Raw genomic sequence first — 24,875 nt, 5'->3', positions numbered from 1 at the left:
GCCCCTCAAGGGCGCGTCGTCGTGGTTGGTCGCGCAGTTCCCCGCGTCCCGGGTGGGGCGCCTTGCCTCAGGTTCTCCGCGATGTCGCCCCCGCTTCCCAGACCCTGACGTGGCCGCCATGGTGATGGTGGTCGGCGATGTCGGGCCCACCTGGTGGAAATCGGGCCAGGGTTCCGGGATTGGCCTTGGGCGGGTGCGGTGTGCGAGCCCTAGTGTCTGGTCCATGCGGATTCGAATCGTCGACGCCTTTGCCGAGCGTGCCTTCGCCGGGAACCCGGCCGGGGTCGTGTTGCTGGACGGGTTTCCCGATGACAGGTGGATGCAGAACGTCGCCATGGAGGTGAACCACGCCGAGACCGCGTTCGCGCACCCCCTTCCCGAGGGCGCGGACGCCGACTGGGCGTTGCGGTGGTTCACCCCGGTCACGGAGGTCGCGATGTGCGGGCACGCCACGCTCGCCACCGCCCATGTGATCGGTACGACGGGGGCGCAGGCAGGGCCCGTGCGGTTCGCCACCCGGAGCGGGGTGCTGATCGCGACGCCCGGCGCGGACGGGGCGATCACCCTCGACTTCCCCACCGCCCCGCTCACCCGCGTCGACATCCCCGCCGGTGTCGCCGGCGCGCTCGGCACCGAACCCGTCGCCGGCTTCGACACCGGACCGAACGTCGGCGACCTGCTGCTCGAACTCGCCGACGAGAAGACCGTGCTCGGCCTCTCCCCCGACCTCAGGGCCCTCGGCGCCTACTCCACGCGCGGGATCATCGCCACCGCACGTGCCGAGGACCCGGCGAAGGGCTACGACTACGTCTCCCGCTGCTTCTTCCCCAACGTCGGTATCGACGAGGACCCGGTGACCGGCAGCGCGCACACCGCCCTCGCCCCGCACTGGGCGGCCCGGCTGGGCAGGCCCGATCTGACCGGCCTCCAGGCCTCCCGTCGTACCGGCTTCGTCCGCACCTCGCTGCGCGGCGACCGCACCCTGCTCACCGGCCGGGCCGTCACCGTGATCGACGGGGAACTGCTCACGCCGTAGGCAGCCAGCCCACCTTGCCCGCCAGCAGCGCGTAACCGACGAACGCGCCGATGTCGAGCAGGGAATGCGCCACCACCAGGGGACCGACCCGGCCCCACCGCCGGTAGAGGTAGACGAAGACCACGCCCATCACCATGTTGCCGACGAAGCCGCCGATCCCCTGGTACAGGTGGTACGACCCGCGCAGTACGGAACTGGCCACCAGGGCCGTGCCCGCGCTCCACCCCAACTGGTCCAGCCGGCGCAGCAGATAGCCGACGACGACGACCTCTTCGAGGATCGCGTTCTGCATCGCGGAGAAGATCAGCACGGGGTACTTCCACCACACGTCCGGCAGCGCCTCCGGCACCACCGTGAGGTTGAAGCCGAGACCGCGCGCGGCCAGGTAGAAGGCGATTCCGGTGCTGCCGATCACCGCCGCGATCCCCGCCCCTCGCCCGAGGTCGGGCCAGGGGCGGGTGCGGTCGAAGCCGAGCGTGCGCAGGCTCGCGCCCTCCCGCAGGAGGAGGTGGGCGACCAGCAGGACAGGTACCAGCGCACTCGCGATGCCGAACAGCTGCCAGGCGAGATCCAGCCAGGGGCGGCCCGGCGCGGCGGACGCGTTGAGGGTGGCCGCCTGGTCCTTGAGGCCGCCCGGTTTGGTGACCGATCCGACAAAGCTGATCAGGGCGGACACCCCACTCGCACCGAGCGAAAGCCCCAGAACGAGCAGCGTCTCGTCCCTGAACATGCGCCGCGAGGGCCGCTCCAGCGGGTAAGCACCGGCCACCTGATCCGCCTCCACCTGCACTCCTGCCTCCGGTTGAGCAAGACCGTGCGCGCCGGGCTGTCGGGGGGACAGGGAGGGCACCACCGTCATGGGAGGTCACAGCTTGCCCGATCAACCCCGGGCGGGCGCGGCCGACCCCCGTCCCCAGGGCCGCCGTCGCACGATCGCCATGTCGACGGCCACCTTTCAAGCCCAGACCCCGGGCGGCGGCTCCCGCACAGCAGCGGTCACGGCAACGCGGTCAGGGGCGCGGGAAACCGCGCGCCCAGCCCAGACGGCGCCGCACCCGGCACCCCGTCGCACCACCCACGGCGCCGCACCCGGCACCCCGTCGCACCACGCACGCCGACAACCCCTCGGCGCTACCGCTCAGCCCCTCACCCCTCACCCCTCACCCCGTCAGTACCGGCTCCAATAACCCCACCGGCCACGTATGCACCGGCTCCCCCTCATTCATCAGCTCCGCATAGCGCCGCGTCATCGCGGCCAGTGCCTCGTCCCGCGGCAACCCCCGCTCCACCGCCCGATGGAACGTCGCCGCCTGCCAGGACGCCCCGTTCACCCGTCGCCGGCACCGCTCCTCGATCACGCCCAGGTAGAAGTCCCGGTCGGCGGCCTCCACCCCCCACGCGTCGAGCCCCGCCGCCGCCAGCGGCAGCAATTCGTCACGGACCAGGGTGACCGCGTCCACCTCGGTCGTACCGCCGCCGTACCGGCCCTTCCTCGGCCACACCAGCCGCGCGTCGATGCCATGACGGCACGCCGCGTCGAAGTTCGCCTCGGCCGCGGCGAACGGGAGCCGGGTCCACACCGGCCGCGACTCCTCCGCGAGGGCACGCACGAGGCCGTAGTAGAAGGCCGCGTTGGCGATGACGTCGGTGATGGTCGGCCCGGCCGGCAGGACCCGGTTCTCCACGCGCAGGTGCGGGACGCCGTCGGCGATGCCGTACACCGGCCGGTTCCAGCGGTACACCGTGCCGTTGTGCAGGACGAGTTCGGCGAGCTTCGGCACCCCGCCCGCGTCCAGCACGGCCAGCGGGTCCTCCTCGTCGCAGATCGGCAGCAGCGCCGGGAAGAAGCGCAGGTTCTCCTCGAAGAGTTCGTACGCGGAGCTGATCCAGCGCTCGCCGAACCAGATGCGCGGCCGTACGCCCTGCGCCTGGAGCTCGGGCGGCCGGGTGTCCGTGGCCTGGAGGAACAGCGGGGGCCGGGACTCCCGCCAGAGTTCACGGCCGAAGAGGAAGGGGGAGTTCGCGCCCACGGCGATCTGCGCGGCGCACGCCGCCTGCGCCGCGTTCCACACGTCGGCGAAACGGGCCGGGGTGACCTGGAGGTGCAGTTGCACGGAGGTGCAGGCGGCCTCCGGGACGATCGACTTCGACGTGCACCTGAGATGCTCGACGCCCTCGATGTCGAGCACGAAGTCCTCACCGCGGGCGGCCACGATCTGGTCGTTGAGCAGGGTGTACCGGTCGACCTCGGAGAGGTTCGCGGAGACCAGGTCGTCCCGCGCCAGCGTTGGCAGAATGCCGATCATCACGATCCCGGAGTCCACCTCGCCCGCCTTGCGGTCGGCGTACGCCAGCGAGGTCCGGAGTTCTTCGTCGAGCCGGTCGAATACCCGGCCACCGAGCCGGTGTGGAGCTATGTTCACTTCCAGATTGAACATGGCGAGTTCTGTTTGGAAATCGCGGCTCGCGATGCGTTCCAGTACCTGTCCGTTCAACATTCTCGGCATGCCGTCCGCACCGGCGAGATTCAATTCGATCTCGACGCCCATGAGGTTCTTGGGGCGGTCGAACCGCTTCTCCACCAGCAGTCGCTCCAGCCCCGACAGACAGTCGCGGAGCTTTTCGCGGTAGCGCTGGCGATCGGACAGGTCGAACCGGCCCGCCACGACCTTCTCCCCCATCGAAGCGTCCCTCCTCGAATGGGCGGACCGAGGTTCCGGCCGCCGGTGGTCCCGGGTCCAGGTGGGATGATGCCCACCGGGGGCGATCGATAACGTCGCGCGCGGCACAGGTAGCCGCTAGTCTGTTGGAATGTGTCCTGCGGCACATTCACGGGGCATGGGGCATCATGCAACTTCGGGTTCCCCGATGTCCTCGTGAAAAACGCCGACGACATTCGGCCGACCGCGAGAACCCCGTATTCCGAGGTCAGCACGGTCGCGGCAGGCCGGAAATCGGGAGGATTCCGTACGTATCAACGGCCGAATTGCGCCTTGTTCTGTTCTGTGAAACGACCCGGTGAAACGCCGTCTGAACAGGCGTCGTATAAACTCCGCGAACAAGGCAGAAGGCTGGCGCCCACGGTCTGGTTCCTGCCCTCTGAATGACGTGCGGCAGACAACGCCCGCACCTCTCTTCACCGAGCCGGGCCCCCGCCTCTCTGACCCCCCTGTGAGCTGACAGCGCCGTCCGCCCCTGCCCTCGCGCCGCCGCGCCTGTCGAACGAGAGGCGACCCACCATGCCGCTGCACTTCCCTCCTGCCCCCGCGCCCGCCCTGCGTTCCGTCCTCACCGCCCTCGGTTCCCCCACTGCGGTCCGCGAGGCCCGTACCCCTTCCCTGCGCACCGCCCAGGGGCCCGCGACCCCCGAACTCCCCCTGCCTGTGCATGTCATGGACCGGATCACCCCGGAGGGCGTGTCCGCCACCCGGCTGGCCGGCTGGCGCTTCCTGATCCGCTGCGGCGACCGCGCGGTGGCCGCGGCCGAGACGATGCTCACCCCGGACGGCTGGGCCTTCTCGCACTTCTTCGAGGGGCCCTACATCTCCTCCACCGAACGGGCCCTGCACCAGGCCGAGGCCCTGCAACAGATCTACCAGCCACGCCTGTTGTCCCTGCCCGGCCTCTACATGCTCAACCTGTGGCTGCACTGCGACCGCACGGCGGACGGCGCCGAGGGCCACCCGGCGGCCAACGACCTGCTCGTCCCGCTCGCCCCGGCCCCGCCCGGCATCGCGGCCCACCGGCCGCACCAGGTGGCCGAGCTGCTCCCCGTACTGACCCACCGGGTCACCGCGGCACCCCTGCTGATCACACCCGCCTGAGACCGTCACCCGCCGTACCCCGTCACACTTGAACGAGTGACGGGGTACGGTCGTATTTCCACAAGTCAATCCGTGGGACGTCGGATGCCGCTCGTACGAGCAATTAACTGCTCCTAAGAGCCCGATAACCCTCCTCCGCCGACCTGACTAGCTCCATCCGGCCATGCGAAACCATCCGAATTGGCAGCCCGGTCGAGATGAACCGTCCGCGCGAGTGACGCGTCTCCAATCTGTGAGAAGCGGTGCGGCTAAATCCCTGCGGAACATCGCCCGGAGGGCAACACTGGTTTCCGACCGACTCATTACCACGGGGGACCGAGATGACCACGACAGAGCGAGAGACCCCACTCATGTGCCAGCACCAGCCACCGTGCCCGACAGCAGAGTCCGCCGACCGGGAGTCCGCCCGTCTGACGGCGCACCACCCGGAGCAGGGGTGGAGCCTGCTGTGCAACGGCGTCCTGCTCTTCGAGGACACCGGTGAGCTTCTGCCCGACGGCCAGATCATCGCGCCGCACCGCCCGCTCGGTGCCGGCCGCGTGGTGACCGCCGCCTGACAGACCGCCGCACCACCCCCGGGCGGCCCCGCCGCTCCGCCCGGTGACCAGCAGGGGCCGGACGCACACACATGGTGCGCACCGGCCCCGACGTGCGTCCAGGGGTGGTCACCCCCTGTAGCCGAGGGCTTGGCGCAGCGCGAAGTAGGCCGGTTTGGGAGCGAGTTGCTCGTCCCAGGGCAGGGCCGCGCCCTCGCCGGGGAAGAACGCCGGGATCCACGAGTACTTGTCCGTGTAGTCCCAGACCGTGATGCCCACGCAGTGCCGGACCGCCAGACAGGCCTTGGTCAGATCGGCGTACCAGGTGGCCTGCTCGGCCAGCTTCTCGTCCGTGGCCGGCAGCTGCATCCGGACGTCCACCTCGGTGAGCGCGGTGTCCAGGCCGAGCCGGGAGAAGCGGCGGAGGTTCTCCTCCAGGGTGGTCGGATAGCCGTACTGGAGGGCGAGATGGGCCTGGAAGCCGATGCCGTTCAGCGGCACGTGCGCCGCCTTCAGCTCCTGGGCGAGCGCGTAGTAGGCGTCGCTCTTCGGGCCGGTGGCCTCGATGTTGTAGTCGTTGAGGTAGAGCCTGGCGTGCGGGTCGGCCTGGTGGGCCCAGCGCAGCGCGTCGGCGATGTAGCCGGGGCCGAGTGTCTTGTACCAGAGGGTCTCGCGGTAGCTGCCGTCCTCGTTGAAGGCCTCGTTGACGACGTCCCAGGAGTAGACCTTGCCCCGGTAGTGCCGTACCTCGGTCTGGATGTGCTTCTTCAGCACCGCCCGCAGTTCGGTGGCCGTCCACGCGCGGGAGGTGAGCCAGTCGGGCAGCTGGCTGTGCCAGACCAGGGTGTGGGCGCGCACCCGCTGGTGGTTCCTGCGGGCCGAGTTGACGATCTGGTCGCCGTTGGTCCAGTCGAAGACGCCCTGTTGGGGCTCGGTGGCGTACCACTTCATGCCGTTGCCGGGCGTGATCATGTCGAACTCGGTGCCGAGGAGCTTCGTGTAGGCGGTGTCGGTGAGTTCGGGGTTGTCGGTGGCGCTGCCGAAGTAACGGCCGTGCCGCTGGGCCAGTTCGGCCAGGGTGGGCGGCCGGCCGTGGGCCTGGGCGGCGGGGCCGGTGGCCACCCCCGCCGCCACCAGCACGGCCGCGAGGGCACCGGCGAGTCTGAGACGTGTGCGGGACATCGTGCGACTCCGATCAGTAGGGAGTGCGGATTCAGCCCTTGGTGGCGCCGGCGGTGAGGCCGCCGACGAGCTGGCGTTCGGCGACCGAGTAGAAGGCCAGGGCCGGGACCATGGCGAGGACCAGATAGGCGAAGACCCGGGCGTACTCGGCGGAGTACTGACCCTGGAACTGCTGGACGCCGATGGGGATGGTCCACCAGGTGGAGTCGGTGAAGACCAGCAGCGGCAGGAAGAAGTTGTTCCAGCTGGTGACCACCGCCAGCACGGAGACCGTGCCGAGCGCGGGCCGCGCCATGGGCAGCAGGATCCGCCAGAAGAAGGCGAAAGGACCGCAGCCGTCCAGGGTGGCCGCCTCCTCCAGCTCGCCCGGGATCTCCCGGAAGAAGCCGCGCAGGATGATGATGGTCATCGGCAGCCCGAACGCGGCCTGCGGGAGGATCACGCCCAGCGGGTTGTCCAGCAGGTGCATCGAGCGCAGCAGCAGGAACAACGGCAGCGCCGCCACCGCGAACGGGAACATCAGCCCCATCGTGAAGACCGTGAACAGCACCTCACGGCCCCGGAACGCGAACCGCGCGAAGGAGAAGGCCGCGAGCGCCGACACCGCGACCACCAGCACGGTCGTGCCCACCGCGATCAGCGTGCTGTTGCCGACCAGCCGCCAGAACCCGCCGGATCCGAGGATGTCGGTGTAGTTGGAGACGATCCAGGAGTCGGGCAGCCCGACCGGGTTGCGGGACAGCTCGTCGGTGGACTTGAACCCGGACAGCACGGCGTACAGCAGGGGTACGACCATCACCGCGCCGACCACGACGAGGACCAGGTGCAGGGGCAGGTTCCGGACGGTGGTCCTACGGCCGCTCATGCGCCGTCTCCCCTCATGTTCGTGGTGGCGCCCGCCAGGTCCCGGCGGAGCACGAACCGCTGGTAGGCGAGGCCGAAGACGAGGCTGATGGCGAACATGACCACGCTGATCGCGCTGGCGTAGCCGACCTGGTAGCGCTTGAAGCCGTACTGGAACATGGTCACGGCCATGGTCTCGGAGTGGTGGTCGGGGCCGCCCGCGGTGATCACCCAGACCAGGTCGAAGAGCTGGATGGAGCCGATGACGGACAGGAAGACGCTGATCCGCAGGGTCGGGGCGAGCAGCGGCAGCGTGACATGGCGGAAGCGCTGCCAGGGGTTCGCGCCGTCGACGGTCGCCGCCTCGGTCAACTCGGCCGGGATGGACTGGAGTCCGGCCAGGTAGAGCATCATGTGGAAGCCGAAGTACTTCCAGGTCATGACCAGGAAGAGGGTGGCCATCACGGTGGAGGGGTCGGAGAACCACTCCCCGCCGAGGCCGTCGAGCCCGATGGCGCCCAGCACATGGTCGGCGAGCCCCTGGTCGGGGGCGAAGATCATGCCGAACAGCACACCGGTGATCGCCTCGGACAGCACGTAGGGCGCGAAGAACAGCATCCGGTAGACGGCCCGGCCCCGGATCCTCTGGTTGAGCAGGACCGCCATGGCGAGCGCGAACGGCAGTTGCAGCGCCAGTGAGAGCAGCACCAGGAGCAGACAGCGCCAGAGGTCGCCGAGGAAGACGTCGTCCTGGAAGAGCCGGGTGAAGTTGTCGGTGCCGGTGTAGTCGGACGGCATGCCGAAGCCGCCCCAGCGGAAGAACGAGGCGTAGAGCGCGAACAGGATCGGCAGCAGGACGAGCACGCCGAACAGCACCAGGGCGGGCAGCTGGAAGCCCATCGCGGTGAGCCAGTGCAGCAGCCGGCGCCGGGAGCGGGTCCGGCCGGCGGAAGGCGGCGGCTGGGGCGGGGTGTCCGGTCCGGACCGCATGTCGGACAGGTAGGTCGAGGTCATCGGCCGGCCTACTGCTCTTCCTTCGCGGTCTTGGTGATCGCCTGGGTGACGTCCGCGGGCGACTTGGACCCGGCGATCAGCCCGGCGACGCTGTCGTTGACCTGCTGGCCGACGGCGGGCGCGTAGGCCTGGTCGAGGTAGAGCTGGAAGCCGGTGGCGGCCTTCAACTGGGTCTGTACGAGCTTCAGGTTGGCGTCGGTCAGCGCGCTCTCGGCGGCGGGGACGACGGGCAGTACGCCGGTCTTCTTCACCAGTTCGGCGTCCGTGGTCTCGGAGGCGAAGAACTTCAGGAAGTCGAGGGCCGCCTGCGGGGCGTCGGCGCGCAGCGCGTGTCCGCCGCCGCCTCCGAACACCTCGGTGATGGTGCCCTCGCCGCCCTCCACGGCCGGGAACGGGAAGAAGCCGAGGTTGGAGCCGACGCCCTTGCCGGCGTCGGCCTCGACGACCGGGGCCCACTGGCCCATCAGCTCCATCGCGGCCTTGCCGTTGCCGACGGTGGCGGCCTGACCGGTCGGGCTGGAGTAGGCGGCGCCCAGGAAGCCCTTCTGGAACGGCTCCAGGGCGACCAGGTCCTTCAGGTGCTGCCCGGCCTGCACGAACCCGTCGCCGGTGAAGTCCTTGTCGTCGTCGGCCTTCTTGAGGGCGGCGATCCCGGCGGTGCGCATCGCCAGGTACGCCCAGTAGTACATGCCGGTCCAGCTCTCCTTGCCGGCCAGCGCGAGCGGGGTGACACCGGCGGCCTTCAGCTTCTTCACGGCGTCGAGGAAGGCGCTCCAGGTGGTGGGGGGTGTGCTGACGCCGGCCTTCTTGAAGAGCGCCTTGTTGTACCAGAAGCCGACCATGCCGATGTCGAACGGGATGCCGTATGTCTTGTTGTCGAGGAGGTACGGCTCCTTGGCGACCGGGAGGAGCCCTTCGGCCCAGGACTTGGTGGGGTCGGTGAGGTCCTTGACGAGCCCGGCGTCGACCTGCTGCTGGAGGACTCCGCCGCCCCAGGTGTGGAAGATGTCGGGGAGCTTCCCAGAGGCGGTCAGGGCGGTCATCTTCGACTTGTATGCGTCGTTCTCCAACTGCACGATCTTTATCTTGACCTTGGGGTTCTGCGCCTCGAACTTCTTGGCGAGGGCGGCCCACACGCCCTTGGTCGGGTTGGTCGTGGAGATGTTCCACCACTCGATGGTGGTGTTTCCCCCGGACGAGCCTCCGTCCGAGTCGCCGCCGCAGCCGCTGAGGGCGGTCATGCCCAGTCCGGCGGCCGCGGTGGCCGCCAGGAAACCGCGTCGGGACAGTGCCGGGTCGCCCATGGTGCGCTCCTTGGGGTACGGGACGACCGACGCCGTCCTGGTTCGGTGGTGCTCTCGGGTCGCCGTTTTCGAAACATTCGGTATTTTCACCGAACGTTCCGAACGGCGACTCTAGAAAGGCGCATCAGGAGCGTCAAGGTGTCGCGCATCAGCTCATGGGCACGTATTCGAACCAGTCGTAGGCGGCCCGGCCCTCGGTGACGTACATGCCGATGACCCGGCCGGTGAACCCGCCCGCCACCTGCGTGGAGAGATACCGCCCGTCGAGTTCGGCCAGCCGAACGACACCGTCGGACGTTTCGACCGAGAGGGTCACGGTGTCGGGCCCCGCGCGGCCGACCCCGGTCGTGCCGGTCGCGACGACGAGGGTCAACAGGCCCGGTGGCACGGGGTGTTCGGAAACCGTCTGCCGCAGCGGCCCGATCCGGGCGATCGCACGCACCGTTCCCCCGCCCACCTCCAGGTCGTAGTGGTGGGCCTCGTCGATACGGACCGAGAGACCCGCGCGTGCCGAGCCCGGGTCGAGCAGCGCGGCGGCACGGCAGTCCGGGTGCTGCTGGCGGCGGCCGACGAAGGTGTGCCCGGCCCGGTCGAGGCTGTCTCCGGTAGCCGTGAGCGTCAGCCACCCGGGCCGTTCGGACAGCGACCAGGAGCCGGCCGGCCGGCCGCGCGGGGAGATCCAGTGCGGCGCGAGGGCGGCGGCCGTGAAGTCGTCCCGTACCGGCGGCTGTTCGACCGGGTGCCAGACGGCCGGGGCCTGTTCCCGCTCCCGCACCCGCCCCATGCGCGGCCAGCCGTCCACCCACTCCACCGGGGCCAGGAAGGTCTCCCGGCCGAGGACGTGGAACTCCGGGAACCAGCCGCGCGGGCGGGTGCCGAGCAGCACCGCCCACCAGCTGCCGTCGGTGGCCTGGACGAGGTCGGCGTGGCCGGTGCACTGGACCGGCTCCCAGGTGCCCCGGTGGGAGATCAGCGGGTTGCCGGGCGCGGGCTCCCAGGGCCCGCGCGGCGAGCGGGCGCGGGCCACGGACACCCCGTGCCCGAGCGCGGTGCCGCCCTCCGCGACCAGCAGGTACCACCACTCCCCGATCCGGTACAGGTGCGGCGCCTCGGGGTCGCGCAGCCCGGTTCCGGACCACATCGGCAGCGGCCCCTCCAGCACCTTCCCGGTCCGGGTGTCGATCCGGGCCACCGCCACCCCCGCCACGGCACACCAGCAGTCGCCGTTCTCGTCCCAGACGAGGTCGGGGTCGATGCCGGGGACGTCGATCCACACCGGGTCGGACCAGGGCCCCTCGGGGCGCTCGGCGGTGACCAGGAGGTTGCCCCCGGCACTGACATTGGTCGTGACGACGTGGAAGAGGCCGTCGTGGTGCCGGATCGTCGGGGCGTACACACCGCCGGAGGCCGGCGTCCCGTCCGGCAGCGCCAACTGGCCCGGCCGGTCCAGCACGTTGCCGAGCTGCCGCCAGTGCACCAGGTCGCGGCTGTGGAAGAGCGGGACGCCGGGGAAGTACTCGAAGCTGGAACAGACCAGGTAGTAGTCCTCCCCCACCCGGCACACGCTCGGGTCGGGGTGGAAGCCGGGGATGACCGGGTTGTCGTACGTCCGCATGTGCGTGCCCCTCCGCAGCCGTCGCCGAAAGTTTCGGCGAGGTCGGCGAACATTACGAGGCGCACTGTAAGGGCCTGTCCGGGGCCCGACAAGGCGGGTGGGCTACAGCTTCAGGCGGTACGGGAGCAGGCAGACCACGACGTCGGTGCGGGCCCGCAGGACGGTGGCGAGGAGCAGGCCGCGCTGGTTCTGGAGGATCTCGTAGCGGCGGTGCTTCGGCTCCACCTCGGGGATGAGGACGGCGACCTGACGACCGCCCTCCGCCGCCCGCAGCACGTAGTCGACGATCGGCTGCACCAGCGAGTGGTGCGGGCTGTTGACGATGTCGAGGCGCACTCCGGGGTTCCACCGCTCCCAGGCCTCCTCCAGCGCACGGGACCTGACCGGGTCGGCGTGCACGGCGACGGCGACCACCTCGTCGCCGAGGGCGAGGGCGGCGCCGAGGGCGTGCCGGGCGAGTTTGCTGACCTCGCCGATCGGCACGATCACCAGGCTGCCGGTGTGCCGGAGCGGGGGCTGCGGGGTGCGCCCGAGGCCCAGTTCCTGGCCCACGGCGGTGTAGTAGCGCTGGATGCGGGCGAACAGCAGCATCAGCAGCGGTACGGCGATCACGACCACCCAGGCACCGCCGAGGAACTTGGTGAACAGCAGGATGACCCCGGCGAGGGTGGTGAGCAGGGCACCGGTGCCGTTGATCAGCGCCCGGCGTTTCCAGCCGTGCGGGCGCCGGCTCGCCCAGTGCCGGACCAGACCGACCTGGCTGAGGGTGAAGCCGATGAAGACGCCGATGGCGAAGAGCGGCAGCAGCCGGTGGGTGTCGGCGTCGGTGGCGATCAGCAGCAGCGTGGCCAGCAGGGCGAGCGCCAGCACGCCGTAGCGGTAGACCGGGCGTTCGGCGCGCAGGCCGAAGAGGTGGGGCAGCCGGTGGTCGCGGGCGAGCAGGCTCATCAGCACCGGCAGCCCGCCGAAGCTGGTGTTGGCGGCCAGGCCCAGGACCAGGGTGACGACGAGGTTGGTGACGTAGTAGGGCCAGCCGGTGCCGTAGGCGCCCGCGGTGAGCTGGGCGAGGACGGTCACTCCGCCGCGCGGGGCCACATGGTCGCGGCGGATGAGGATCGCCAGGCCGATCAGCATGATCCCGAGCAGCCCTCCCAGCATCAGCTCGGTGCGCTGGGCGCGCTTGACGCTGGGGGGCCGGAAGGTCGGTACGGCGTTGGCGATGGCCTCCACGCCGGTCAGGGCCGAGCAGCCGGACGAGAACGCCTTGAGGATCACCAGCGCGCCCAGCGCCTCGGTCGCGTGCACGGGCTGGTCGGTGCCGACGACGGCGACCGGGTGCGAACGCAGCAGGCCGAGCAGGATCACGCCGAGGATCGCCACGATGAACAGGAGGGTCGGCAGCATCAGCACCCGGGCGCTCTCGGCGATGCCCCGCAGGTTCACGGCCGTCAGCAGGGCCAGGCCGACCAGGCAGACGAGCAGCTTGTCGTGGCCCAGGGACGGGAAGGCCGAGGCGAGCGCGTCGGCGCCGGCGGCGAGGCTGACGGCGACGGTGAGCACGTAGTCGACGACCAGGCTGGCGGCGGCGAGCAGGCTCGCGGTGCCGCCGAGATCCGTCTTGGCGACGGCGTAGGCGCCACCGCCGTCCGGGTGAACGGCGATGACCTGGCCGTACGAGACGACCAGCGCGGCGAGCAGAAAGGTGATCGCCAGGGTGATGGGCAGGGTGGCGGTGAGCGCCCCGGTGCCGGCGACCACCAGGGCCAGCACGATCGCCTCGGGACCGTAGGCCACCGAGCTGAGCGCGTCCAGGGAGAGCGCGGCCAGCCCTTCGAGGCTGGTCAGACCGTGTTTGTCGCCCTCGCCCGGGCGCAGCGGAACCCTAGGTCTCAGTTCACGACGTGCCAGGCCATACGCCATCGGGACCCCATCACGGCCGGTGGGACGGTCGGCAACAGTGTCCTCCGTACCCGGCCGGGCCGCCCCCGTGAGGAGCCCGGACGGGCCGGCCGGCGTGAGTGAGGGATGGCCGGCCCGCCCGGGAGTCTCTAGAGGAGCCCCTCCGCCAACGGGCCGAGGGAGAGCGCGGGCAGGAAGTTGAGCAGCGCCAGGATGAGCGCGGCTCCGGTGGCCAGGGCGACGAAGTTGACGCCGCGGGCCTGGAGGGTGCCGACGGTGACCACGCCGGGCTGCTGGCGGGCCAGTCGTCCGGCCAGGGCCAGCAGGAACACCATGGGCACATAACGGCCGACGAGCATCGCCGCCGTCATCAGCAGGTTGTGGAAGTCGGTGGCGCCGTTGAAGCCGGCCATCGCGCTGCCGTTGCTGTTGACGTTGGAGGTGTAGGCGTACACCAGCTCCGTCAGGCCGTGCGGCCCCGGGTTGCCCATGGACGACTGCCCGTCGCCGAGCGCGACCGCGAGGGCGGCGCAGCCGAGGACGGCGGTCGGGGCGACCAGCGCGTACAGCACCACGTACCGCATCTCCGGGAACCCGATCCGCTTGCGCAGGTACTCGGGGGTCCGGCCGACCATCAGTCCGCCTACGAAGACGGCGATCAGCACCGCCATGATCAGGCCGTACAGTCCGCTGCCGGTGCCGCCGGGCGCGATCTCGCCGAGCATCATGGCCGACAGGAGCACCCCGCCGCCGAGGCTGGAGAAGCTGTCGTACGACGCGTTCGCCGCGCCGTCGGCGGAGCCGGTGGCGGCGATACCGAAGAGAGTGGAGCCGGGGACGCCGAAACGCGTCTCGGTGCCCTCGTACGGTCCGCCGACGGCCTCGGTCACCGTGCCGGTGTGGGCGTTCTGGGCGAGGCTGCCGGCCGCCAGCAGCAGGCCGAAGAGGATGCCGACGACCGTGAGCAGGGTCCAGCTCTGCCGCAGGGAGCCGATCATGCGGCCGTAGGTGCGGACGAAGGCGGTCGGGATCAGCAGCATGAGCACGATCTCGATCGCGTTGGTGAACGCGGACGGGTTCTCGAAGGGGTGCGCGCTGTTGGCGTTGAAGATGCCGCCCCCGTCGCCCGACATCAGCTTTAGCGGCTCCCAGGAGCCGACCGGACCGCCGAGGACGGTCTGCTGGCCGCCCGCGACGGTGGTGACGGTGTGCGGGCTCATGAGGTTCTGCGGGACGCCGAGCGCGATCAGGATGATCCCGGAGACGATCGACAGGGGCAGCACGACCCGGAAGATCGTACGGATCAGGTCCACCCAGAAGTTGCCCAGCCGGTCGGTGTCCCGGCGGACCAGGCCGCGGATCAGGGCCAGCGCGGCGCAGATGCCGACGGCCGCCGAGGCGAACGCCTGCACGCCCAGGCCCGCCATGACCGCGAGGTGGCCGGTGGTGGACTCGCCCGCGTAGTTCTGCCAGCTGGTGTTGGTGGTGAAGCTGACCGCGGTGTGCAGCGCGAGCCGCCAGGGCATACCCGCGTGCCCGGTCGACCAGGGCAGCCCGCCCTGGAGGGTGAACAGCGCGAACAGCGCGGCGATGCTCACCAGGCTGAAGGCGAGGAGGGCGAACAGGTAGTGCCGCCAGTCCTGTTCGCGGTCCGGGTCGACGCCGCAGACCTTGTAGAGGGCCCGTTCGGCGCGGTGGTGCCGGCCGCCGTCGAGGGCGCGGGCCATGTAGTCGCCGAGCGGGACGTGCAGTCCTACGACGACGGCGAGGACGAGGGTGGCCTGAAGCCAGCCGTACATGGGGTCAGGCTCCCTTCTCGGGATGCGTGCGGTCGAGGGCCGCGTTCAACTGGACGACGTTCACGGCGGGTTCGCCGAGGATGCCGAGGGCCCGGCCGCTGGTGTACTTCTCGACCAGCTTGCGTACGGCCCCCTCGGTCATGCCGCGTTCGCGGGCGACGCGCGGCGTCTGGAGTTCGGCGTACGCCGGGCTGATCTGCGGGTCGAGGCCGCTGCCGCTCGCGGTGACCGCGTCGGCGGGGACCTTCGGACGGGCGGGGGCGTCACCACGGACGGGGGTGACGACGGCAGTGCCGTAGTCTTCGCCGGCCTGGGCGCACTCGACGGTCACGCCTTCGTAGGCGGCGACGAACGGCTTGGCGGGACAGGCCTGGTTCAGGCTCACGACCCGGGTCGCCGTCCCCGTCGTACCGCCCTCGCGGAACACACCGAGAACGGCGCCGACCCCGTCCGAGGTGCAGTACGGCCGGGAGCCGTCGACGTGCTCCAGTTCCCCGACCGCCTTGCTGCGGGCGCAGACCTGGGTCAGCAGGCTCTGCTTGCCGTCGGGGCCGAGGACGTCGACGGTCGACTCCGGGCCGAGGTTGCCGGCGGCGGAGGCCGAGGCGTCGTAGCCGGTACCGGCGTTGGAGGGGCGGGACTGGAAGTAGTACGGGATCGGGTCGCCCTTCTTGTCGAGGAAGGACTGGCCGATCAGGGAGGAGCGGCCCTGTGCGTTGTCCCGTAGGCCCGGGACCTGCGCGATCGCCGTCATGGCCAGGGGGTAGGCGAGGCCCAGCACCGCGGTGAGCACGATGACCACCCGGATCGCCGCCACATGGTGGCCGATCCAGGAGGGCATTCTGGAGAGGAAGGTCATGAGTCAGAGCCCCGGGATGAACTGGACGACGGCGAAGTCGATGAGCTTGATCGCGAGGAAGGGCAGGACGAGCCCGCCCACGCCGTAGATCCACAGGTTGCGGGTGAGCAGGGCGTCGGCGCTGCCGGGCCGGTAGCGGACGCCCCGCAGGGCCAGCGGGATCAGCGCGATGATGATGACCGCGTTGAAGATCACCGCGGACAGGATCGCGGAGGCGGGCGAGTGCAGCCGCATGATGTTGATCGCGTCGAGGGCGGGATAGACCCCGCCGAACATCGCCGGGAGGATCGCGAAGTACTTGGCGATGTCGTTGGCGATCGAGAACGCGGTCAACGCGCCCCTGGTGATCAGGAGTTGCTTGCCGATCTCGACGATGTCGATGATCTTCGTGGGGTCGGAGTCGAGGTCGACCATGTTGCCGGCCTCCTTCGCTGCCGACGTTCCCGTGTTCATCGCCACGCCGACGTCCGCCTGGGCCAGCGCGGGCGCGTCGTTGGTGCCGTCGCCGGTCATCGCGACCAGCTTGCCGCCCGCCTGCTCCTTCTTGATCAGGGCGAGCTTGTCCTCGGGGGTGGCCTCGGCGAGGAAGTCGTCGACGCCCGCCTCCTCCGCGATGACGCGGGCGGTGACCGGGTTGTCGCCGGTGATCATGACCGTGTGGATGCCCATCCGGCGCAGCTCGGTGAAGCGTTCCCGCAGGCCGGGCTTGACGACGTCCTTGAGGTGGATGACGCCGAGCATCCGGGCCGGGCCGTCGCCGGCGGCCTCGGCCACCGCGAGGGGGGTGCCGCCGGAGGCCGAGACCTGCTCGACGCAGGCTTCCAGGGCGACCGGTACCGTGCCGCCGTTCTCCGCGACCCAGGCGGCGACCGCGGTGGCCGCGCCCTTGCGCAGCCGTCGGCCGGACGGCAGGTCCACCCCGGACATCCGGGTCACGGCGGAGAAGGCGACCCACTCGGCGCCCTCGGGTTCGGTGGCCGCGACACCGAACTGTCCCTGCACGTACTCGACGATCGAGCGCCCCTCGGGCGTCTCGTCGGCCAGGCTCGACAGCAGCGCGGCCTCGGCGAGGTGGCGTCCCAGCACGGAACCGACCGGAAGCAGGGCGCTCGCCCGCCGGTTGCCGTAGGTGATGGTGCCGGTCTTGTCGAGGAGCAGCGTGTTGACGTCGCCCGCCGCCTCCACCGCGCGGCCCGACATGGCGAGCACATTGCGCTGCACCAGCCGGTCCATGCCGGCGATGCCGATCGCGGAGAGCAGTCCGCCGATGGTGGTCGGGATCAGGCAGACCAGCAGGGAGACCAGGACGATGCCGGTGACGCCGTCGGCGGTGAGCGCCTGGGTGTCGGGCGCGGCCGACATGAACTCCTTGGAGAAGATCGCCATCGGTTGCAGGGTGAGGACCGCGACCAGGAAGACGAAGGTCATCATCACGAGCAGCAGGTTGAGGGCGAGCTCGTTCGGGGTCTTCTGCCGGTTGGCGCCCTCGACCAGGGAGATCATCCGGTCCAGGAAGGACTCGCCGGGCTGCTGGGTGATCCGCACGACGATCTGGTCGGAGAGCACACGGGTGCCTCCGGTGACGGCGCAGCGGTCACCGCCCGACTCCCGGATGACCGGCGCGGACTCTCCGGTGATCGCCGACTCGTCGATGCTGGCCACGCCCTCGACGACGTCGCCGTCGCCGGGCACCAGCTCCCCCGCCTCGACGACCACGAGGTCACCGCGCCGCAACTCGTCGGCGCCGACGCGCTCTTCGGCGTACGGGCCGTCCGCCGGACCGGTGAGCCGGCGGGCGACGGTCTGACGGCGCATCCCGCGCAGGGTGTCGGCCTGGGCGCGGCCCCGGCTCTCGGCGACCGCCTCGGCCAGGTTGGCGAAGACGACGGTCAGCCACAGCCAGACGGTGATCAGCCAGCCGAACCCGGACGGGTGGGCGATCGCGAGCCCCGTGGTCAGGGCCGCACCGATCTCGGTGACGAACATGACCGGATTACGGGCCAGGGTCACCGGGTTCAGCTTGCGCAGGGCGGCCGGGAGGGCCCGCCACAGCTGCTGGGGGTCGAGCAGTCCGGCGCCTATCCGGCGGCCGGTTTCCGCGCCGGGTGGTCGTACCGTACCGGCGGGTTTCTCACGTACGGGTGCGGGCGCGGCCATCAGAAGCGCTCCGGCTTGATCAGGGCCACCACGAGGTAGGCCAGCAGACCGACCGCGACGATCAACCCGACGATGTTCTCGATCGTCACAGGGACCTCTTCTTCAAAAGCGTGCGTTACAGGGGGACTTGGGACGAGATGGCGCACCTCCGGGCGAGGGCCGGGCCGTCGCTCGCCCGGAGGTGGATCGGGGGGACGGGCCGGATTACAGGCCGACGTCCCGGCGGCGGATGTCCTCCAGGGACTCACGGCGGACCAGCAGCCGGGCGTGGCCGTCCCGGACCGCGGTGACCGGCGGACGGCCGACCAGGTTGTAGCCGGAGGCCATGGAGAGGTGGTACGCACCGGCCACCGGGACCGCGAGCAGGTCGCCCGGGCGCACGTCGGAGGGGAGTTCGACGTCGGCGGCCAGGATGTCCCCCGCCTCGCAGTGCCGCCCCACGACGGTCACCGGAGCCGTCGCCGCGCCGCTCGTGCGGCCGACGAGCCGGGGCGCGTACCGGACGCCGTACAGAGCGGGCCGCGGGTTGTCGCTCATCCCGCCGTCGACGGCTACGAACGTGTGGTCACCGGTCTTCTTGACGGCGAGGACACGGTAGACGGCGATCCCGGCCGGCCCCACGATCGCCCGGCCCGGCTCGATGATCAGGCGGGGCACCGGCAGCCCGGCCGTCGCGCACGCCTCCGTCAGCTCGGCGCGTACCTTACGGGCCAGGGCGGTGAGGTCGAGAGCCTCCTCGCCGGGCCGGTAGGCGATGCCGTGGCCGCCCCCGAGGTCCAGCTCGGGCAGCACCAGTCCGTGCTGCTCGTGCAGGCGGGCCATGAGGCCGACCATCCGGCGCACCGCGGCGAGGTACGGCTTGACGCTGGTGATCTGGGAGCCCAGGTGGCAGTGGAGTCCGGTGAGTTCCAGCTGCGGCTGGTCCAGTATCCGGGCGATGGCGTGCTGCGCGTACCCGTCGGCGATGGAGAGCCCGAACTTCTGGTCGTCCGTGCCGGTGCGGATCTTCTCGTGGCCGCCCGCGCTGATCCCGGGCACCACCCGCACCATCACCTTCTGGTGCCCGTCGGGCCCGACGGCGGCGGCCAGCCGGGCGATCTCCGACGGACTGTCGATCACGATCCGTCCCACGCCCAGCCGCAGCGCGGTCTCCAGGTCCCGCGGGGACTTGGCGTTGCCGTGCAGCACGATCCGCTCCGGCGGGAACCCGGTGGTGACCGCCAGTTCCAGCTCACCGGCCGAGCAGACGTCCAGGCCGAGGCCCTCCTCCTCGGTCCAGTGGACCATCGCCCGGCACAGGAACGCCTTGGCGGCGTACAGGACTTCGGCGTCCGGGAAGGCATGGCGGTAGGTGCGGCAGCGCTCGCGGACCTCGTCCTCGTCCAGGACGTAGACGGGGGTGCCGAAGCGGTCGGCGACCTCGGCGAGCGGCACACCACCCACGGCCAGGTCGCCGGGCCGGGGCTCGGTGGTGGAGGCGGGCCACACCGACAGATCGGCGGGCGTGGTGGTGACGACGGGTTCGTGCAGGGTGGTCATCGACCGCTCCCCTCTCAGGCGATTCATGGGATCCCGCAGGCGTTTCATGCGATCCGCAGGGACACGGCGACGCGTGTGAACGGCTGCACCGGCGCGGGTGCCGGCGCCGACAGCTGGGGATCGACCGTGACGATGGTGACGCCGAGCGGTGCGGTCAGGGCACGCAGCGCGGGCTCGGCGAGCCTGATCCAGGCCTGGTCGGGGCCGAGCGTGGCGGCGAGTCCGCGGGCGGAGGTGAATCCGACGGCGGTGCGCTCGCCCAGCGGAGTGCGGAACAGGCGGGCCGCACATCCCGCGGGTCCCGGCCGGACCGGTACGAACAGGGGTCCGGCCGGGGAACGATCGGAAGGCTCCGGATCGTCACCGCACAAGAGTTCTGGCATGGGATGCCTCCTGGTACAGGAAGGAGCTGGTGCCCCGGAAGCGGGGAGGCTGACGGGGGCTCGCCCAAGAAGCTATGCCCGCTCCCGGCGGTCCTCCGATGCCTCATGACGGGACGCTGACGGTGATCGCGGCGACGTTGACGGGACGCTGACGGAGGGGCCGTCGATGCTGGTCGCGGGTGTCAGAGGCGTGCCAAGAAGCGGCTGCGGGACTGGCCCGCGCCCGGCTCCGGGGAGTGTCATGGAGGCGGTCCGTCCCCGGGAGACGCCCGGGGTCCGCTGCGGAAGTACGGTGGATACATGTCCGGTTACGACAGCTGCCCATCCGGTCGGGTCGTCGTCGGTGTGAGCGGTTCGCTGGGCAGCGTCACGGCCCTGCGCCGCGCGGCCGCGGAGGCCCGGCGGCGGGAGGCCGAGCTGTGGCCGGTGCTGGCCTGGGAGCCGCCCGGCGGTGAGCTGGCCGCGCGCCGCTCCCCCACCCCGCCGGCGCTGGTCGAGGAGTGGCAGCGGCTGGCCCGGGAGCGGCTGCTGGTCGTGCTCGGCGACGTCTTCGGCGAGGCGGCACCGGCCGGCGTCCCGCTGCACGGTCTCGTCGTCCGCGCCACCCCGGGCCTGGCCTTGGTGGAGACGGCGGACCGGGACGACGACATCCTGGTCGTCGGCGCGGGCCGGCGCGGCTGGCACCGCACCTTCTCGGGCCGCGTCACCCGCTACTGCCTGACCCACGCGCACTGCCCGGTCCTCGCGATACCGCCGTCCCCGCTGGAGGACGCGCTGGCGTCGGCGCACCGCCGCAACAGCTGGCATCTTCCGATGACGGTACGGCAGTTGTCGTCCTGATCCGTGCGGACGTCAGCGCGGTGCACCAGACCCTACGACGCCAGCGGCGGACCAGGCCTCACGGCGACACCGCGGCACACCAGACCTCACGACGACACCACGGCGCACCAGACCTCACGACGACACCACGGCTGACCGTGCGTGTCTTACGACGTCACCGCGGCCGAGAGATCCGGCCGACCCGGTCTCCGCCCGGGTGCCGGCGGCAGGCTCAGCACCATCGTGAGCCCCCCGCCCGGCGTGTCCTCGGCCGTGAGAGTGCCGCCCATCGCCTCGGCGAACCCCCGGGCCACGGCCAGGCCGAGACCGACCCCGGCGCCGCGCGGCGAGTCGCCGTACCGCTGGAACGGCTCGAAGATGCGCTCCTTGGCCTCGTCCGGGACGCCCGGCCCACGGTCCACGACCCGCACCTCCACCCGGTCGGCGATGGAACTGGCCTTCACCAGCACGGGGGTGTCCGCGGGGCTGTACTTGACGGCGTTCTCGACCACGTTGGCCACGACCCGCTCCAGCAGCCCCTTGTCGACGTGGACCATGGGCAGCGTCTCCGGGATGTCCAGCTCGACGCTGTCCTCGGGGACCCCGCCGAGTGCCATCGGCACCACCTCGTCCAGGTCGGTCTCGCGCACGATGGGCGTGACGGTGCCGGTCTGCAGGCGCGACATGTCGAGCAGGTTGCCCACCAGGAGGTCCAGCCGGTCGGCGCCCGCCTCTATCGCCTCCAGGAGCTCCGCCCGGTCCTCCTCGGACCACTCCACGTCGTCCGAACGCAGCGACGACACCGAGGCCTTGATGCCGGCCAGCGGGGTGCGCAGATCGTGACTGACAGCGGCCAGCAGCGCCGTACGGATCCGGTTGCCCTCCGCCAGTTCCTTGGCCTGGTCCGCCTCCTGCCGGAGTCGCTGCCGGTCGAGCACGACGGCCGCCTGGGCGGCGAACGCGGCCAGCACGCGCCGGTCGGAGGCCGGCAGCACCCGTCCGGACAGGGCGAGCGTCATATGGTCGCCGACCGGCATGTCGACGTCCGCGTTCTCCGGTGTCCGGCAGGGCTGCGGCCCGACGCTGCCGGCGCAGGTCCACGGTGTCACGTCGTCCGCCCGCTCCAGCAGCGCCACCGACTCCATGCCGAAGGTCTCCCGCACCCGCTCCAGGAGCGCCTCCAGGCTGGTCTCGCCGCGCAGCACGTTGCCGGCGAGGAAGGAGAGGATCTCCGACTCGGCGCGCAGCCGGGTCGCCTGCTGGGTGCGCCGGGCCGCCAGATCCACCACCGACGCCACCGACACCGCGACCCCGACGAAGATCGCTATGGCGACGATGTTCTTGGGGTCGGCGATCGTGAGGGTGTGCACGGGCGGGGTGAAGAACCAGTTGAGCAGCAGGGATCCGACCGCCGCCGAGGCGAGCGCCGGGAACAGCCCGCCGAGCAGGGCCGCGGCGACCGTCAGGGCGAGGTACAGCAGCATGTCGTTGGCCAGGCCCACCTCCGGTGCGGCACCGGTCAGCAGCCAGGTCAGCAGGACCGGCCCGAGCACGCCGGTCAGCCAGCCCCAGATGATCCGGGACCGGCCGAGCCGCGCCGAACGCCCCAGCGGGAGCCGCCCCTTGCCGGCCTCGGCGTGCGTGATGAGGTGGACGTCGAGATCGGGCCCCGACTCCCGGGCGACCGTGGCGCCGACGCCCGGCCCGAAGACGTACTGCCAGCTCCTGCGCCGGGAGACGCCGAGGACGATCTGGGTGGCGTTGACCCCGCGCGCGAAGTCGAGCAGGGCGACCGGGACGTCTTCGCCGACGACATGGTGGAAGGTGCCGCCGAGGTCCTCGACGAGGGTGCGCTGGACGGCGAGTTCCTTCGGGGAGGCCGAGGTGAGCCCGTCGCTGCGCGATATGTAGACGGCCAGCACCTCGCCGCCGGCGCCCTTCTCGGCCAGCCGTGCGGCCCGCCGGATGAGGGTGCGCCCTTCCGGGCCGCCGGTCAGGCCGACCACGATCCGCTCCCGTGAGCCCCAGATCTTCGAGACCTGGTGCTCGCTGCGGTACTCGTTCAGGTACTCGTCGACCCGGTCCGCGACCCAGAGCAGGGCGAGTTCGCGCAGGGCCGTGAGGTTGCCGGGCCGGAAGTAGTTGGACAGGGCCGCGTCGACCTTGTCCGGCTGGTAGATGTTGCCGTGCGCCATCCGGCGGCGCAGGGCCTGCGGGGACATGTCGACCAGCTCGATCTGGTCGGCGCGGCGCACCACTTCGTCGGGGACGGTCTCCTGCTGCCGTACCCCGGTGATGGACTCCACGACGTCGCCGAGCGATTCCAGATGCTGGATGTTCACCGTGGAGACGACATCGATCCCGGCGGCCAGCAGTTCCTCGACGTCCTGCCAGCGCTTGGCGTTGCGGGAGCCGGGGATGTTGGTGTGCGGGAGTTCGTCGACGAGGGCGACCTGGGGGTGGCGCGCGAGCACGGCGTCGACGTCCATCTCCGTGAACACCGCGCCCCGGTACTCCAGTTCCCTGCGCGGGATCTCCTCCAGGCCGTGCAGCATGACCTCGGTGCGCGGCCGGTCGTGGTGCTCGACGAACGCGACCACGCAGTCGGTGCCGCGCTCGATCCTGCGGTGGGCCTCGGAGAGCATGGCGTAGGTCTTGCCCACGCCGGGTGCCGCGCCGAGGTAGATCCGAAGCCTGCCGCGTGCCATGTCATCCTTCGAAGCGGTAGCCCATGCCGGGCTCGGTGATCAGGTATCGGGGGTGGGACGGATCCGCCTCGAGCTTGCGACGGAGCTGGGCCATGTAGACCCGAAGGTAGTTGGTCTTGTTGCTCTGGGTGACCCCCCACACCTCGAGCAGCAGGTGCTTCTGCGTGACGAGCCGGCCGGGGTTGGTGACCAGGATCTCCAGCAGATGCCACTCGGTGGGGGTGAGCCGTACGTCGCGGCCGGCGCGTACGGCCTTCTTGGCGAGCAGGTCGATGGTGAAGTCGTCCGTCTCCACCAGGGTGGTCTCGGGGGCGAGCGGCACGTCCTCGGTACGACGGACCGCCGCCCGCAGCCGGGCGAGGAGTTCGTCCATGCTGAACGGCTTGGTGATGTAGTCGTCGGCGCCCGCGTCCAGCGCGGCGACCTTCTCGTCGGAGGCCTGCCGTGCCGACAGCACCAGGATCGGTACACGGGTCCAGCCGCGCAGCGCCTTGATGACGTCGACCCCGTCCATGTCGGGCAGTCCGAGGTCGAGCATCACCACGTCCGGCTGACGCGCGGCCGCCAGCCGGAGGGCCGTGGCGCCGTCGGGCGCCGCGTCCACTCCGTACTGGCGTGCCTGCATATTGATCACGAGTGCCCGTACGAGCTGGGGGTCGTCTTCCACGACCAGCACTCGGGTCATCAGTTGCCCTTGATCAGTTCCTTCAGCGCGATGTTGAGCTCGAGGACGTTCACCCGGGGCTCACCGATGAAGCCAAGGGTGCGGCCGTCGGTGTGGTCCTTCACCAGCTTCTCCACCTGGGCGGCGGAGAGGTGGTTCTTCGCCGCGACCCGGTGGACCTGGAGCTCGGCGTAGGCCGGGGAGATGTCCGGGTCCAGGCCGGAGCCCGAGGAGGTGACGGCGTCGGCCGGCACCTGGGCGGGCGTGACCGTGTAGCCGGGCACCGAGTTGTCCTTGACCACTGCGGCCTTGGCGTCCTTCACCTGCTGGATCAGCACCTTGTTGTCGGCGGCGAGGTTGGTCGCACCCGAAAGGATCAACGTGTACTTGGTGTTGATGCTGTTGCTGCCGAGCCCGTTGGCCGGGCGGCCCTGGAACCACTGCAGGGCCGCGTCCGGGGTCTCCTGACCCTTCTTCAGCGGCAGGTTGTACGACTGCCCGATCAGGGACGAGCCGACGACCTTGCCGTCCGCCTTGACCTCGGAGCCGTTCGCCTTGCTGCTGAACGCGGCCTGGGCGATGCCGGTGACGACCAGCGGGTAGATCACGCCCGTCACCAGGGTCAGCACGAGGAGGGCGCGCAGGCCCGCCCAGAGCAACCGGGCTGTGTTGCTTACGGAGTTGTTCATGGCCT

General features: G+C 70.8%; 21 protein-coding genes. 4 read left to right on the top strand and 17 right to left on the bottom strand.

Annotated features, from left to right (window positions below; translation table 11 throughout):
• Positions 1-223 precede the first annotated feature (223 nt).
• Positions 224-1,036 (top strand): PhzF family phenazine biosynthesis protein, encoded by an 813-nt coding sequence (locus ABZ642_RS37770; RefSeq protein ID WP_360493178.1) that lies wholly within the window; start codon positions 224-226, stop codon positions 1,034-1,036.
• Here the strand turns inward: ABZ642_RS37770 and ABZ642_RS37765 are convergent.
• Both ABZ642_RS37765 and ABZ642_RS37760 read right to left on the bottom strand, forming a co-directional pair.
• A complete protein-coding gene (locus tag ABZ642_RS37765) occupies positions 1,026-1,826 on the bottom strand; it encodes a type II CAAX endopeptidase family protein (RefSeq protein ID WP_360493175.1) in 801 nt (266 codons plus the stop codon). The genes ABZ642_RS37770 and ABZ642_RS37765 overlap by 11 nt on opposite strands.
• A gap of 370 nt (positions 1,827-2,196) precedes the next feature.
• The gene (locus ABZ642_RS37760) at positions 2,197-3,717 is read right to left on the bottom strand and encodes a glutamate--cysteine ligase (RefSeq protein ID WP_360493172.1); all 1,521 of its coding nucleotides are present in this window, start codon (positions 3,715-3,717) and stop codon (positions 2,197-2,199) included.
• A 558-nt stretch (positions 3,718-4,275) separates the two neighbouring features.
• Here ABZ642_RS37760 and ABZ642_RS37755 point away from each other — a divergent pair.
• Positions 4,276-4,860: a hypothetical protein gene (locus ABZ642_RS37755; protein WP_360493169.1), complete on the top strand. Its 585-nt coding sequence runs from the start codon at positions 4,276-4,278 to the stop codon at positions 4,858-4,860.
• Between the two features lie 350 nt (positions 4,861-5,210).
• The gene (locus tag ABZ642_RS37750; RefSeq protein WP_089105610.1) at positions 5,211-5,417 is read left to right on the top strand and encodes a DUF5999 family protein; all 207 of its coding nucleotides are present in this window, start codon (positions 5,211-5,213) and stop codon (positions 5,415-5,417) included.
• 108 nt (positions 5,418-5,525) lie between these two features.
• On the opposite strand, the gene ABZ642_RS37745 is transcribed toward ABZ642_RS37750, so the two are convergent.
• The 12 genes from ABZ642_RS37745 to ABZ642_RS37690 form a co-directional block, all read right to left on the bottom strand.
• Entirely contained in the window at positions 5,526-6,578 is a 1,053-nt protein-coding gene (locus ABZ642_RS37745; protein WP_360493166.1) for an endo-1,4-beta-xylanase, read from the bottom strand.
• A gap of 31 nt (positions 6,579-6,609) precedes the next feature.
• Positions 6,610-7,443 (bottom strand): carbohydrate ABC transporter permease, encoded by an 834-nt coding sequence (locus tag ABZ642_RS37740; RefSeq protein ID WP_360493163.1) that lies wholly within the window; start codon positions 7,441-7,443, stop codon positions 6,610-6,612.
• Entirely contained in the window at positions 7,440-8,435 is a 996-nt protein-coding gene (locus ABZ642_RS37735; RefSeq protein WP_360493160.1) for a sugar ABC transporter permease, read from the bottom strand. Before ABZ642_RS37735 ends, ABZ642_RS37740 begins: the two co-directional genes overlap by 4 nt.
• Positions 8,436-8,443: 8 nt before the next feature.
• A complete protein-coding gene (locus ABZ642_RS37730) occupies positions 8,444-9,739 on the bottom strand; it encodes an extracellular solute-binding protein (protein ID WP_360493158.1) in 1,296 nt (431 codons plus the stop codon).
• Positions 9,740-9,887: 148 nt separating this feature from the next.
• The gene (locus tag ABZ642_RS37725; protein ID WP_360493155.1) at positions 9,888-11,354 is read right to left on the bottom strand and encodes a glycoside hydrolase family 43 protein; all 1,467 of its coding nucleotides are present in this window, start codon (positions 11,352-11,354) and stop codon (positions 9,888-9,890) included.
• Positions 11,355-11,456: 102 nt separating this feature from the next.
• Positions 11,457-13,274: an amino acid permease gene (locus ABZ642_RS37720; RefSeq protein WP_360493152.1), complete on the bottom strand. Its 1,818-nt coding sequence runs from the start codon at positions 13,272-13,274 to the stop codon at positions 11,457-11,459.
• Between the two features lie 128 nt (positions 13,275-13,402).
• The gene (kdpA, locus tag ABZ642_RS37715) at positions 13,403-15,052 is read right to left on the bottom strand and encodes a potassium-transporting ATPase subunit KdpA (protein ID WP_360493149.1); all 1,650 of its coding nucleotides are present in this window, start codon (positions 15,050-15,052) and stop codon (positions 13,403-13,405) included.
• Between the two features lie 4 nt (positions 15,053-15,056).
• Positions 15,057-15,911, bottom strand: coding sequence for a potassium-transporting ATPase subunit C (locus ABZ642_RS37710; RefSeq protein ID WP_360493146.1), 855 nt, complete (start codon positions 15,909-15,911; stop codon positions 15,057-15,059).
• A 3-nt stretch (positions 15,912-15,914) separates the two neighbouring features.
• Positions 15,915-18,068 carry a potassium-transporting ATPase subunit KdpB gene (gene kdpB, locus ABZ642_RS37705; RefSeq protein WP_360493143.1) on the bottom strand — a complete coding sequence of 718 codons (2,154 nt, stop codon included), beginning with the start codon at positions 18,066-18,068 and terminating at the stop codon, positions 15,915-15,917.
• Entirely contained in the window at positions 18,068-18,157 is a 90-nt protein-coding gene (gene kdpF / locus ABZ642_RS37700; protein WP_360493140.1) for a K(+)-transporting ATPase subunit F, read from the bottom strand. The genes kdpB and kdpF overlap by 1 nt, the downstream gene beginning before the upstream one ends.
• A 115-nt stretch (positions 18,158-18,272) precedes the next feature.
• Positions 18,273-19,607 carry a diaminopimelate decarboxylase gene (gene lysA, locus ABZ642_RS37695; protein WP_360493137.1) on the bottom strand — a complete coding sequence of 445 codons (1,335 nt, stop codon included), beginning with the start codon at positions 19,605-19,607 and terminating at the stop codon, positions 18,273-18,275.
• A gap of 44 nt (positions 19,608-19,651) precedes the next feature.
• Positions 19,652-19,990, bottom strand: a complete 339-nt coding sequence (locus ABZ642_RS37690) for an SAV_915 family protein (protein ID WP_360493134.1) — start codon at positions 19,988-19,990, stop codon at positions 19,652-19,654.
• A gap of 300 nt (positions 19,991-20,290) precedes the next feature.
• Between ABZ642_RS37690 and ABZ642_RS37685 the strand changes: the two genes are divergently transcribed.
• The gene (locus ABZ642_RS37685) at positions 20,291-20,830 is read left to right on the top strand and encodes a universal stress protein (RefSeq protein ID WP_360493131.1); all 540 of its coding nucleotides are present in this window, start codon (positions 20,291-20,293) and stop codon (positions 20,828-20,830) included.
• Between the two features lie 146 nt (positions 20,831-20,976).
• On the opposite strand, the gene ABZ642_RS37680 is transcribed toward ABZ642_RS37685, so the two are convergent.
• Genes ABZ642_RS37680 through ABZ642_RS37670 form a run of 3 tightly spaced genes read right to left on the bottom strand, consistent with a single transcriptional unit; the run spans position 20,977 to position 24,870 of the window.
• Positions 20,977-23,517, bottom strand: a complete 2,541-nt coding sequence (locus ABZ642_RS37680) for a sensor histidine kinase KdpD (RefSeq protein WP_360493128.1) — start codon at positions 23,515-23,517, stop codon at positions 20,977-20,979.
• Between the two features lies 1 nt (position 23,518).
• On the bottom strand, positions 23,519-24,202 hold the full coding sequence (locus tag ABZ642_RS37675; RefSeq protein WP_360493125.1) for a response regulator transcription factor: 684 nt from the start codon (positions 24,200-24,202) through the stop codon (positions 23,519-23,521).
• A complete protein-coding gene (locus tag ABZ642_RS37670) occupies positions 24,202-24,870 on the bottom strand; it encodes a potassium-transporting ATPase subunit C (protein WP_360493122.1) in 669 nt (222 codons plus the stop codon). The genes ABZ642_RS37675 and ABZ642_RS37670 overlap by 1 nt, the downstream gene beginning before the upstream one ends.
• Positions 24,871-24,875 lie beyond the last annotated feature (5 nt).

The sequence above is a fragment of the Streptomyces sp. NPDC007157 genome (genome assembly GCF_040634235.1).
Classification (GTDB): Bacteria; Actinomycetota; Actinomycetes; order Streptomycetales; family Streptomycetaceae; genus Streptomyces.
The sequence above is the reverse complement of the archived record's forward strand: the minus strand, read 5'-3'. Positions and strand labels throughout refer to the sequence as shown.